The 13,570-nt window shown below is 35.0% G+C and carries 9 protein-coding genes; 2 read left to right on the top strand and 7 right to left on the bottom strand.

Features of this window, described 5'->3' with window-relative positions; translation table 11 throughout:
• Positions 1–138: 138 nt before the first annotated feature.
• Together GQS55_RS00665 and GQS55_RS00660 are read right to left on the bottom strand one after the other, a co-directional pair.
• On the bottom strand, positions 139–1,557 hold the full coding sequence (locus GQS55_RS00665) for a phosphomannomutase CpsG (protein ID WP_159816987.1): 1,419 nt from the start codon (positions 1,555–1,557) through the stop codon (positions 139–141).
• Positions 1,554–2,990 carry a mannose-1-phosphate guanylyltransferase/mannose-6-phosphate isomerase gene (locus GQS55_RS00660; protein ID WP_236559710.1) on the bottom strand — a complete coding sequence of 479 codons (1,437 nt, stop codon included), beginning with the start codon at positions 2,988–2,990 and terminating at the stop codon, positions 1,554–1,556. Before GQS55_RS00660 ends, GQS55_RS00665 begins: the two co-directional genes overlap by 4 nt.
• A gap of 215 nt (positions 2,991–3,205) precedes the next feature.
• On the opposite strand from GQS55_RS00660, the gene GQS55_RS00655 reads away from it, so the two are divergent.
• On the top strand, positions 3,206–4,096 hold the full coding sequence (locus tag GQS55_RS00655; protein ID WP_159816985.1) for a ThiF family adenylyltransferase: 891 nt from the start codon (positions 3,206–3,208) through the stop codon (positions 4,094–4,096).
• Between the two features lie 150 nt (positions 4,097–4,246).
• On the opposite strand, the gene GQS55_RS00650 is transcribed toward GQS55_RS00655, so the two are convergent.
• Both GQS55_RS00650 and prsT read right to left on the bottom strand, forming a co-directional pair.
• Positions 4,247–5,122 (bottom strand): PEP-CTERM sorting domain-containing protein, encoded by an 876-nt coding sequence (locus GQS55_RS00650; RefSeq protein WP_159816983.1) that lies wholly within the window; start codon positions 5,120–5,122, stop codon positions 4,247–4,249.
• 203 nt (positions 5,123–5,325) lie between these two features.
• Positions 5,326–7,989: an XrtA/PEP-CTERM system TPR-repeat protein PrsT gene (prsT, locus tag GQS55_RS00645; RefSeq protein WP_159816981.1), complete on the bottom strand. Its 2,664-nt coding sequence runs from the start codon at positions 7,987–7,989 to the stop codon at positions 5,326–5,328.
• A 509-nt stretch (positions 7,990–8,498) separates the two neighbouring features.
• Between prsT and xrt the strand changes: the two genes are divergently transcribed.
• A complete protein-coding gene (gene xrt, locus GQS55_RS00640; protein ID WP_159816979.1) occupies positions 8,499–9,824 on the top strand; it encodes an exosortase in 1,326 nt (441 codons plus the stop codon).
• Between the two features lie 64 nt (positions 9,825–9,888).
• Here xrt and GQS55_RS00635 read toward each other — a convergent pair whose 3' ends face one another.
• Genes GQS55_RS00635 through GQS55_RS00625 form a run of 3 tightly spaced genes read right to left on the bottom strand, consistent with a single transcriptional unit; the run spans position 9,889 to position 13,451 of the window.
• A complete protein-coding gene (locus GQS55_RS00635; protein WP_159816977.1) occupies positions 9,889–11,427 on the bottom strand; it encodes a hypothetical protein in 1,539 nt (512 codons plus the stop codon).
• Positions 11,417–12,421, bottom strand: coding sequence for an endonuclease/exonuclease/phosphatase family protein (locus tag GQS55_RS00630; RefSeq protein ID WP_159816975.1), 1,005 nt, complete (start codon positions 12,419–12,421; stop codon positions 11,417–11,419). Before GQS55_RS00630 ends, GQS55_RS00635 begins: the two co-directional genes overlap by 11 nt.
• A complete protein-coding gene (locus GQS55_RS00625) occupies positions 12,399–13,451 on the bottom strand; it encodes a glycosyltransferase family 4 protein (protein WP_159816973.1) in 1,053 nt (350 codons plus the stop codon). Before GQS55_RS00625 ends, GQS55_RS00630 begins: the two co-directional genes overlap by 23 nt.
• Between the last annotated feature and the right edge of the window lie 119 nt (positions 13,452–13,570).

Below are 13,570 nucleotides of genomic sequence, written 5' to 3'. Positions count from 1 at the left end.
TCGAGATATGAAATAATCCCTAATAAAAACTCACTGACACAATTAAATATACCCTAGATGAAATCAATTCACCATGTAGGAGGTAATTCAACAAAATATATGCTTCACTCCCCTTAATATCTCACACTGATATGACATTTATTGTCGTAACAACATCAACACTTCTTGAGTTTTCTCATTCATTAATTCTATATTACCTTTCGATTCAACATTTAGCCTAACGACTGGCTCAGTATTACTGCTACGTAAGTTAAAACGCCAATAACTAAACTCCATACTAATACCATCTGTATTATCTATCAACTGAGCATCATTTTGATAAAAGTTAAGTACACGAGTAATCGCTTTTTGAGCATCGACAACGCGGCTATTAATTTCACCTGAAGAGGGATAGGCTTTAATACGTGCTTGAACTAAATTGGATAAAGGCTCTTGACGTAAGCACATTAATTCAGCAATTAATAGCCAAGGAATCATACCGCTATCGCAATAGAAAAAGTCTCTAAAATAGTGGTGAGCACTCATCTCTCCCCCATAAATAGCATCTTCACTACGCATACGCTCTTTTATAAATGCATGTCCTGTTTTATTTTGAATAGCTTGACCGCCAGCTCGTGCAACGATATCAATGGTATTCCATGTTAACCGAGGATCATGAATTATTTTTTGTGGTGATGAATTTACCTGACTATTATTATTTTTAGCAGTTTTCGCTAAAAAATATTCCGCTAACAAACCAACAATATAATATCCCTCAATAAACCGCCCTTGCTCGTCAAAGAAAAAACAACGATCAAAATCGCCATCCCAAGCAATCCCCATATCAGCACTGTGCTCTACTACCGCCTTTTGAGTAACCGATCTATTTTCTACTAATAAAGGGTTTGGAATACCGTTTGGAAAGTTACCATCAGGCTGATGATGCACTTTAATAAACTCAACAGGTACGCTTAACTGTTTAAAGGCGATCTCAATTGCATCTATTGTCGGGCCTGCTGTGCCATTACCAGCATTAACCACTAATTTTAATGGTTTACCTGATTTAGAATGTAATAAAGAAAAATTTTTAGCATTAATATAAGTTAACAAATGCTCAGTATAGGGCTGACTGATATCATAAGTAGCATATATTCCTTTTCGCTCAACGTGAGTAAACTCGTTCTGCTCAGCCAATGCCTTAATATCTAAAAGGCCAGTATCACCACTGATAGCTTTAGAGTTTTCTCGAACTAGCTTCATGCCATTGTAGTCGATAGGATTATGGCTAGCAGTAACAACAATGCCGCCCTCACACTCTAGATAACTTGTCGCAAAGTAAATATGCTCGGTCCCAGACAAACCTAGATCAATAACATCACTACCACCGTCCATTAAACCGTTGGCAAGTGCTAACTTCAATGATTCGCTCGTTAAACGGATATCAGCACCTATGACCACTTTCTTTGCCCTAGTATATTGAGCAAAAGCCTGTCCAATACGATAGGCAATCTCTGTATTTAATTCTTCGCCAACCTTCCCTCGAATATCGTAAGCTTTAAAACACGTTAGGTCGCTCACTCTTTTACACGCCCATATTTATCTTCAAAACGAACAATATCGTCCTCTCCTAAATAACTTCCCGACTGTACCTCTATCATTTCCAAAGGCAGTAATCCTGGGTTCTCTAGCGCATGAACAGCACCAATAGGGATATAAGTGGATTGATTTTCTTTTAAAATAGTAATCTCACCATTCAATGTCACTTTTGCTATGCCTGAGACGATAACCCAGTGTTCAGCTCTATGCTGATGCGTTTGTACCGACAGTTTAGCGCCAGGATTAACCGTAATACGTTTTACCTGAAAGCGTTCACCTTGATCAACAAGGTCATACTTCCCCCATGGGCGATAAACTTCTCGGTGCAATTTTGTCTCGGGTCGCTGCAAAGCTTTTAACTCATTTACTATACCCTCCACATTCTGGACTTTATTTTTATCGGCAACGAGTACAGCATCAGGCGTATCAATAACAACTAAATTATCCACACCTAAAGTAGCAATAAGTTTATTTTGACTGTGTAAATAACTATTACGGGTATCGTGGGCAATAACATCTCCTTTTAACACATTATGTTGTAAATCTTGCTGACCGATTTCCCAAAGTGCAGAATATGAACCAATATCACTCCAACCGGCATCTAAAGGCACTACCACAGCATCGTCAGTTTTTTCCATCACAGCATAGTCAATCGAAACGTTGTCACATTGTAAAAAAGCATCTCGGTCTGGACGAATAAAATCTAAATCAGCTGCCACTTTACCCATGGCTTCTTGGCAAGCAACTAAGATATCGGGTCTAAACTTTGCTAACTCTTCTAGATAACGGCTTGCTTTAAACAAAAACATACCGCTATTCCATAAATAATCACCAGACTCTACATAGCTTTGTGCTGTATCAATATTAGGTTTTTCAACAAATTTAGCAACTTGATAGGTACCATCGCCTTTTTTATTACCTTGCTTAATATAACCGTACCCTGTTTCAGCATGTGTAGGCACAACACCAAAAGTAACCAATTTTCCTCGTGCTGCGGCAACACTTGCGATATCAATAGCTTGATGAAATTTTTCTAAATCTTTAATCACATGATCTGCAGCTAAAACAAGTAAGAGCGCATCATCATCATTTTCCAGAGCATTTAAAGCTGCGATAGCAACTGCTGGTGCTGTATTCTTTCCTTCAGGCTCCAGTAGAATAGTTGCGCCGGAACACTTAACTTGTTTAACCTGTTCTGCGACTAAAAACCGATGATCTTCATTACAAATAAAAACAGGTGCCTGGTGTTTTATTGGTAAACGCGCCAAGGTGTCTTGCAACAGACTAGTATCATTTATCAATGCTAAAAATTGTTTAGGAAACTGCGCGCGCGATAGAGGCCATAAGCGAGTTCCACTACCACCACACATAATAATAGGTGAAATAGCCAATGAAGGCGTTTTTACTTGAGTCATGTATCTTCCATACAAAAAAGTGCTTAATATCAAAAGTGCAGTAATAGAACATAATAATAGCTTTTGAAAAATATATTAGTGTTTTAACCGCTTATTAGGAATAAACTACTATAAACTTAATGTCTATATTGATTTTTACATGAATTAAATCAATTTTAACACTATACTTTTTCCATCTATTTCAGCTAACTAGTCTTTTTATCAAGGGGTATTAAATGTTTAATTATGAGGAAGCATTTTCTCGAAATATCGGTTGGGTTACTCAACAAGAACAACAAATATTAAGAAATACAAAAGTTGCCATTGGTGGTTTGGGAGGCGTAGGCGGAGATCATACTATTGTACTTTCTAGACTAGGTATTGGTAATTTTCATATTTCAGATCTTGATGACTACGATGTTGCCAATTTCAACCGTCAAGCAGGCGCTAATATGTCTACGTTAGGCAAAGCTAAAGCAGCGGTAATGGAAGAGACTATAAAAGGTATTAATCCTGAAGCCTATGTAAAAAACTTTGACAGTGGAATTGACGAAAATAATTTAGAAGATTTTCTAGACGGTGTGGATATTTATGTTGATAGCCTAGATATTTTTTGTTTAGAAATTCGCCGTAAAGTATTTAGGCGTTGTTATGAAAAAGGCATTCCTACAATAACAGCAGCACCAATGGGTATGGGTACTGCTTTTCTAGTTTTTATGCCCGGAAAAATGTCTTTCGATGAGTACTTTGCTATTGTAGACCCCACTCAAGATGCAAGTGATAACGAAAAAGATCTGATATTTAATGACAATATCATTCGTTTTGTTATTGGTGTTTCTCCTTCTGTTCAACAAAGACATTACCTAGTTGATAGGTCTTCTGTAAACTTCCTTAATAAAAAAGTACCCTCAACATGTATGGGGATTTCATTAGCCGCTGGCACATTGTGCACTAATGTTTTAAAAATCATTCTAAAGCGTGGTGAAGTTATACATGCCCCACATGGATTACATTTCGATGCCTATAGAAACAAGCTAATAAAAACATGGCGACCTTGGGGTAACAAAAACCCAATTCAAAAATATATGTTCTGGCGAGTAAAACAACTATTAAAGGGTAACAATTAATCATAAGCGAAATCACCTCAAATGATTAAACGACACTCATTCTGCCCGCTAATACATAATATTCTAAACTATCATTTACAAACTAAAAAATAGAAATAAAAAAACCGCCAAGAGGCGGTTTTTTTTATTTTAGCCGAGGCTAATATTTAATTAAGATTTACGACGACGTGCGCCAGCTAAACCTAATAAACCTAAACCTAATATTGCAATTGAAGCAGGCTCTGGAACATTAAAAACAATTGAACCATCATGCTGTCCTTCAACCCTAAAGATATTATTACCTTCTAAATCTGTACCAAGAAAATCTGCACTCTTCACATCTTCAGTATTATAATCAAGTAAAGAATTAACCGCGAAATCAGGAGATACTTGATCTTCTGAATATTCTTTAAAGCCACCAAATAGGTTATTAAATACATCACCAGCAACAACACCGTTTACAAGGTCAGTACCGTAGTTAGTAACATTACCACCTACAAAAGAACCTGAAGCAGTCAATCCTGAATTTGTTACATTAATAGTAAATAACTCAATGAAATCAGTAGTTGCAGTCATACCTGCTTGATAATAATAAATGCTAATAGCACCTGAAGTATAATCAAGATATTGATTAGTGCCACCAGCAACAGTACCCATTAGGTTTGTGATTTGGAATGTTAAACCCCAGTCACCACCATAACCATTATCACTAGGACCACCAAACGTTGTTTGTTGTGGGTTAAGTCCTGTAATTAGGTTAGTACTCAGGCTGTTCAAATCGCCATTGATAAAACCACCGTTAGTTACAATGCTATCACCGTCAGTAAGTAAACTTGCAGCAGTACCACTAAAGCTACCATCTACATCAACTACAGTAGTATCAGATTGGTAAATATATGTTAACTGGTCAATCCAACCTGTAGAACTTGAAGTAGTTGCAACGTTACCATTTCCACCAAAATCCAGTCCTACATCCAAAAAGATAGGGTCTGCTACTGCAACAGTAGTTGTTAACGCTAAAGCCGAAGCTAAAAGTAATTTTTTCATTTTTAATTCCTTGTCTTATATGTAAATAGTGAAGTTCAATTCTATGTTAAGTATATAAGCACCAAGCGTGCCAACATTGCAACATCATGTTTTAAAATGACTTTTTAAGTTGTCGTCATTTACATTTCCTTTAGTTGTAAAATTAACTGACACTTTAATTCACCTTACTATTAACTTCATCTTGTCCATTTTGAAACACCACATTAATTAGAAATGGCTTCAAGCTTAGCTTTTATTTTTGAATTATCTAAATCTAATAATAAAGCTTTGTTCCAATAATCTTTAGCGACTACTTTTTTATTCAATTTAAGATTAATTTCTGCTGCTGTATCTAACACACTGACGCTATTAGGGTTCAACTCAAGAGCCTTTTCTATATTCTCTTTTGCTTTCTCGTATTCTCCTTTTGTTAATTGTAACCAAGCAAGGTTATTTAACACTGTTGCTGAAGCGACATTATTATTTGCTAAATAAAGATAATGATTAATAGCTTTATCACGCGAAGTCTCCATATAGTTATCAGCTAAAATAAGGCGTGTCGCTATATCTTTAGGGAAACGTACTAAATGTTGCTCTAAAAACTCATGTGCTTGCGCTGTTTGATTGAGTTTTTGTAAGATAAAATAAATTAAATGCGCCGTTTTAGCTCTATTACTTGCTTTATAACTAGCAGTTAAAGTATTTAAAGCTTCTTGATAGCTTCCTTCTACCGCCAAAAAGTTACCCTGTAAATACAAACCTAAAGGTAGAGTTCTAGCTTCTACTATTAAGCTATTAAACGTATCTTTTGCTTTCTCTATTTGCTTACTATGTAATAAAAAGTAGCTATACAATACTTTTAAGCGTGCACTTTGCGGGTGTATTAACAACGCTGATTCAGTTTTAGAAAGTGCCTCAGCTAATTTTTGCTGGTTATCTAGTAAATCTATAGCATACAACCAAGACAACTGCTCTTCTGGTTTTATTAACGACCATTTATTAGCAACATCAATGGCTTTTTCTATTTCATTTGTTAATTGATAGCTTCGAATCAAATAAACCCAAACTTGATTATTAGTATTTTCATCTAGAGCTACATCAGCATCATTTAATAGTGGAATAATTTCGTTAAATTTTTGAAGTTTAAATAGAGAGTCCACTAACAATAAGCGATACGGCATCTCAGGTTGCGCTTTATAAGCATTTTTTATTTTGGTTAGGCTTTCGTTAACCTCATTACTTGCTATATCAATGCTTAAATTCATTTTTAATGCGAAGATATGCATAGGCCGCTCTTTAAGAATACGTTCAACATAGCCTTTAGCTAAATTAAAATCACTACTACTCCATGCTTGGCTCGCAAAAAAAACTAATGAATTAATGTTGTTTACATCAATATCCAAAGCACTTGTATAGTTATCTTTCGCTTTTTCGATTTCATTTTTTTTAATATGTACAAGAGCTGCTAAATTAAACCCAATGAGTTGGCTTTTAATATCTTTTTTTAAGGATTCAGCAATAGCTAAAGCTTTAGAAAAATCATTCGCTTCAAGGTAAGCAGTAAAAAGTACTACCTTAGGGTTTAAATCTTCAGGAGAAGAAGCAACAACTTTTTCTATATCAATAAGACCTTCCACATCATCAAGATATAGCTTTATTGCACCTAGTTTTAAAATACTGTCGGGATCATGCATATCAACACTATCAAGTTGACTAATAGAGTTCTTAGCTGCTTGACGATCACCTCGACTAGATAAAACCAGACTAGCTTCAGTCAGCAGCTTTTCATCTTCTGCTGTCATTATTTCTAATTCTGATAAGGTTTGCCCTGCATTAGTATTATAACCTAGCGCTAACTCTGTAATGGCAAGAATTTTTTTCGCTGAGTGGCCATTTTCTAAAGTATCCCTTATTGCATTAAGGTAATAGTATGCTTGTTCATAATTTTTTTCTCTAAAATAAATCACACCTGCAATTAACTGATTAGAGCGATTTCTCATACCATTTTGTATCGCTTTTTCTATATGGTATTTAGCAAGTGATATATCTTCTTTAGCATAAAGCGATAATCCTTTAATCTGATGTAAAAGTGCATTTTCTGGGGCAATATTAAATAAAGCGTCTACTATTTTTTCAGCTTCATCAAAATTACCACCTTGTATATATGCCTTAGCTAATTTGATTTGAACCTGATAATTTATAGGAATGTAATTTAAATAACGCTTGTAAGCAGAAATAGCTCCCTCGTTATCCTTTGTAAATAGAGATAAATTACCTTTTAGATCTATTGCTTCAAGAGAGTCTGGTTGCTCAAGCAAGACTTGGTTAACAGTAGATAGAGCACTTGCGATGTTATTTGTTGCTGCTTGGTAATATGCATTACTTACTTGCACTATGGTCTCATTAGGTAACGTAGAGTTCACTTTATCTAATATGCGCTTAGCTTCTGATAATTCCTCCTGCCCAATCAGAGCAATCACTTCATATGCCCAAACAATTCCTTGAGCTTCCTTGTCAGTGATATCCCACTCTTTTGCAAACAAGACAATATCTTCATACTTTTGTTGCGCTAGCAGTGACCTAAAAACAAGAGGGGCAACTAAATTAACATCAAAACCTAAATCAAGTGATAATAACAACTCTTTTTCAGCTGAAACAACACTGCCTATTTGTAAATAGCTACTACCTAATAAAAAACGAGGTAGTGCTGCTTTAGGAGATTGTACAATCGCCTTTTTAAGTAGTATTACCGCAGACTTAGGCTTGTCTTGTTGTAAATATGATTTTGCTTCAGCAATTTGTTCTTCTTGTGTACTGTTTGGCGTACAAGCGCCTAAAGTTATCAGTAGAGAAATTGCTATGGTAATTTTTTGAATTTTAAATTTCATTAGTACTCCATCACTCTTTATTAGGTAAATCAGCTAAAATATTTTTATTGTAAAACATCATAAAAATTTATAATTCTGTGTGAATTGTTTATTTTCGAACAAAATGAATTAAGTATACATTTGTGTATACCTAGTCACGGTTTTAAGACTATCGGATACTCCCGATAATTTCGAATACTGTGCTTAATAATTGTGCTTAATAATTGTGCTTAAAAAAATGGTCTCATAAATGCTAAAAGTCATAAAGGCAGAACTTAGTAACAGGCTTAATAATCAAAATAAAACTATTGGTAAGTTATATTAACTATTGATAAAGTAACCTCAACTATATCAGGGCATCATTAAATAAACACGACAAAATGGACTACCTATATAATAAAGTCGTGAATTATAAATATTATTTTAATGAAACTAAGGACGATACAATACATAACTCAATGAATAATCCATCAATGAAGAAAAATACAAGTTCACAAAATAAATCGCTGCTCCCTTTTTTGAGCATCCTAGTGTTATTTACAGTATTAAGCCTGCTAAATTATCCTATTATGGAAACATTAGAGCGCCACAGTTTTGATGACGGTACATACTCACATGCCTTCTTAATTCCATTTATCGTTCTTTACTTATTTTTTGAGTTATCTCGCAGTGGCAAGCTACTCTTCAGAGAAAAATTATCTACTGTTTCTATTTTATTAGTACTTTCAAGCGCATTTCTGTTATTTATAACCAGTGATGCTCAAATCAGTATTGGCTATTGGCTGGCTATTTTAGCGCTTGCTACATCAAGCCTAATATTATTATTCAATTTTAGTTGGATAATTATATTTCCCGTTGCTTTTATGGCTTTTATATTCCCTTTCTGGGGGCTTTTAACACCTTACTTACAAAACCTTTCGGTAATTGCTGTAACCTATATTATGAGTTTCACAGGAATACCCACATTTGTTGAAGCTGAGTTTGTTACGATTCCTGCTGGCGTATTTGAAATAGCTGATGGTTGCTCAGGATTACGCTATTTTATTGTTTCTATCGCTATCAGTTCACTGTATGTTTTCTTATATATAAAAAGTTTAAAACGTGCAGCTCTGTTTATTACCGTAGCTATTATAGGTGCGCTAGTAACAAACTGGATCAGAATAACCGCACTTATTATGATTGGTGAATACACCAATATGGAAAGTGGCTTGATGGAAGATCACAATACTTTTGGCTGGTACATTTACATCCCATTCATGGTATTGCTGTTCGCTTGGGGCAACAAACTTATTGATACTGATATATTTCAAAATAACAACAATGTAACACCCAGTACTAAACCTAAACTAGTAGTAGTACTAACATTGCTTGCCATCATGGTTATCTCGTCTACCACAATGAAATCATTTTTGAATAATACGCAAAATAATGAAACTACAAACATAGTTCAAATGACAGGGATATTCCCAACTGTTTATTTTTATTCAAGCGTAGACCAGAAAACGTTAGATAATAACGGTAGTTCATATAAAACATTCAATTTTGATGGTAGTAATCTCGACGGCAAACCTAGTTATTATGCAAACGAAATGCTGCCAAAAGATCATCTTCGCATTCGTTCTGAAATAACGAAAGGTTGGAATATTAATTATACCAAGTCACATCAGGGTACAGGCGTTATATTATTTAAATATGAGCTTGATGAAGTGACTTACACCAGCTTAGGCGCGTTAAAAATAGCCCGAATCAAAAAAGCTTTAGCAAATATTAACGATACTAAATTACATTGGGTTTATTTAGCGTGTGAAAGTGATTGCAACAATGAACTTAACAACTTTATAGAAACGCATAACTGATAACACAAAGAGTAAATTTATTGCTGTTATCACAGTTCCTGTGTGTCTAATATAAATAAGCTTATCAATTCAACAAGCGATCAACTAACCAAGGTAAATCGCTTGTTGATGAATACATCCAAGCAAAACGACGAGGCGGCATTAACGTCCAGAACTTCTTCTCTGTTTTTTCTGCTTTAAGTCTTTGGTACGAACCCTTACATTGCTCCACAAGTGAACGAAATAACTCTTTTACCACAAAAGCATCCTGCCCTTTCAGTTCTTTTATATAAACCGACTTACCTAATAAAGCAGCCACATCACAAGCATGTTGCGGATCTGACCATTGATTTAATTCTTCTTGCTCTGGGTTTTCCATCGACACAATATATTTAGGAATAACGATATTCTTAACGCGTTTATCACCATAATAAATACCATTATTTAAAATAAAATCACCAAAGGCATTAAGTAAAGCCGATGCTTTTTCGTCGCCCGTTAACCGATAGTAATGCCATAATGCATCGCCTAATAAAGCCATCATCCACGGAGAACATGCCGCGGTATCATCTCCCCAACCTTCATGTGATTTAAAGCTATGCTGCGGACACCCTCGTATAGGCCAATTACTTTCAGGATTAAAGGTCATTTTAACTGTCGCATCAATAATGTCATTAATTCTCAATAGTGCTTCTTTATCTTGTGTTAGCTCCCAGTATCTCACCGCCACATTCAATGCAGCCGCTTGATTACGTTCAGTCCAAAAACCACGCGATAAACTATATTTCTCATCCCAGTCTAGCGAAAGCTGAAACATACTTGTTAATGCCTTTAAAGCACTCTCGTCAGCATTAAGTAAATATTGAAATGCTAAACCTGCTGGCATTAAGTATTTAGGGTCAAACCGATTTTTTAGTGTAAATTGGCCATCTTCATCAAGGTGCTCTTGGTAAAAATCAGCTAACGTATTAGCCTTAGTAAGCCACTGCTTATCTTCGGTCATAATATATAATTGATATAACGCTTGTGGACGATCATATAACCACTGAGCAGCTTTTTTAGGTGGGTACCCTTTTTTTAACAAAGCCTCTTTATTGGTAACAAAATGGGCATATTTTTCCTGCGGTAATACATACCAATCAGTTTCGTAACGTTGATCCATAGGATGTAATAATAAGCTTTGTCTTAACCAATGTTTTGATGGGTAAACTAAGTTCGCTGTTCGTGTTTTTGAACTCAATGCTACCCTCAGGTCTTTATCTAGAATACGTGTAACACTTCTTGAATTTTCAGTGCGAGTATTTGACCACACAAACGATAATTTACCTGAAAAACCTTTAAGTTCAGGTGAATCAATTAGTAAAGTTCTAACATACACTGTCGACTCAGAGTTTGGCCACTCTGCTGCCATGTAAAAGGTTGCATTAATAGGGATATCCTTATAGTAAACAGCCAAGTTTGAACGAACGGATATCACTTCATTAGGAATAGGTAACATTAATAACGACGCATCATCATCGTTTGCAATATCGATAGATATCGTATTATTAGCGCTTACAGTAAATAAAGCTGAAAATACAAATAAACTAATAAATAATAGTATTGAATTAAGATTAATTTTCATTTTTAAAGCTTAATATAGAAGTAATGGGTTGATGATCACCGGTTAAAGAATTCAAAACTCTTGATTCCTTCAAAGTAAAATTATCAGAAAATAAAAGGTGGTCAATACGAACCCCGTGCCATGAGGTTTTCTTAGTGTAGTTTAATCCAACACTTGCACTGCCCAGGGCATTATTCATAGATGAAAAATACTTTTGATAAATATTCTCATCTTCTAGCATGTTAAAATCGCCTACAATAATGGCGTTATCTTGAGCTTGTTGCCATGACGAAATTAATAACGCCTCATATTGCCTATCACCATCTAATTTAGTAGCGCTAGGTTGTGCCCAAACACCATGTATAATACTCATAATGACTGTTCTTGGCGTTTCCATATGAATATTAGCTAAAGAAAAATCGCCTTGCGCTGTCTTTATTTTATACAGCATAGCAAAATTCCCCCAACCTTGAATTAATTTCCTATTTAACGCACCAAGTTCTTCAAAATCCAATTTACTAACAATACACAGCCCACCTTTACAACTAGTTCGATATTCTGGCGAAAGCCACTTCGAAAAATCAATCTTTTTAGCTTCTTGCAAAAGTACAATATCAGGCTGTTCATCTTGTATCAGTAATTGAATCTCATAAATAGATCCACCGCCACCAATGTTCGCTTGAATAATTTTAATGGTTTGCGTATTTTCAATTGAGGGCTGAAAATACTGAGTAAGAGAGGGTAATTGAAAATCTAAATAATTAAGTACCCCCATAAACAGTACAGGCAATAACAGTCGCTTTCTTCTACTTAAATAAGCCCAAAAAGCCAAAATACATAAACTAACAATGGCTAACCACCACCGAGGACCAAATAATAATAAGTACTTAGGGATAATCAACCACTGATAAAAGGGCCACCAAGGTAAAACTGAAACAACCACAACCGCTATAACTAAACAGTAAAAATATAACGAAGTGAGTGTTGTTAGCCTACGCTTGATAAAGTTCGGCATACTTTTTGGCTGTAGCTTCTAATGAGAAATTTTCTTGAATATAAGAAAACGCTTGTTCTCCAAGATTATTCGTTAATTGAGAATTTTCAGCAAAAGCAATTAAGCGTTCCGCTAGTTTTTCATCATCGTTGTAATCAAATAAATAGCCGGTTGTATCATCAATAACTAACTTAGGGTTACCACCAACATTAGTAGCAACAACCGGAATCTTATTTGCCATCGCTTCAATAATTACCATAGACAAACCTTCGGTTTCTGACGTTACCGCTAGTACATCAAAGCTAGAATAAATAACATTTCTGTCAGTAACCATCCCATGAAAAAACACTTTCACTGGCCAATTCTGTTCGCTATTGTATTTTTCTAAAATAGACCGACACTCACCATCACCAAAATAATGTATTTCGAGGTTTTCTTGTACTGACAAAGGTAATAAATACGCAGCTCGTAATAACGCAATTTGATTTTTTAAAGGGATCATACGGCCAACTGACCCAACTCTTAACCCGGCTTTAGCTGCTTCATCTTTAACTATTGGTTGAATAAGTACCCCATTATCAATGACAGAGCTTGGTACATTATGCCACTGGTGAGTTTGTTGAAAGTTGTCTTTCCCTTCTTGTGATACAAAAGTAATTGCATTAATAAATGGCATTACTTTTTTATGTAACTTTATCCAATCCGGTCCAGCTAATGGCGAAGCCCCATGACGTGTATATATAATTTTAGCTTTTAAAAAAGGTAATATGGGGCGAAGAAACTTTAATGCATGTGGGGAATGAATATGTAAAATATTGCACTTTCGTAGTTGATAAAAAACCTTTATCAACTTAACAATAAGTGAATTATTATAACTATATACCGGTGTGTTTAATTGATGACACTCTTGCTCTAATGCTTCACCTGGCTGCCCTAAAGAAATTATTACAGGAAATTTTTTATTGCTTTTCTGCACTTCACATAAATCAGTAACAAAACGCTCTGCACCACCAATTTTTAAACTGCCTACAACATGTGCAACTTTTATCACTTCAACTCCATCCATTACTAACTTTGATTTTGGAAAAATCAGCTATATTCTAACGACTCAATTTAAAGGTATAATAATTGAGTTTCGTTATGATTGATACGTAGAAAATAAACATATAT

The sequence above is a fragment of the Colwellia sp. 20A7 genome (assembly GCF_009832865.1).
Taxonomy (GTDB): domain Bacteria; phylum Pseudomonadota; class Gammaproteobacteria; order Enterobacterales; family Alteromonadaceae; genus Colwellia.
The sequence above is the reverse complement of the archived record's forward strand: the minus strand, read 5'-3'. Positions and strand labels throughout refer to the sequence as shown.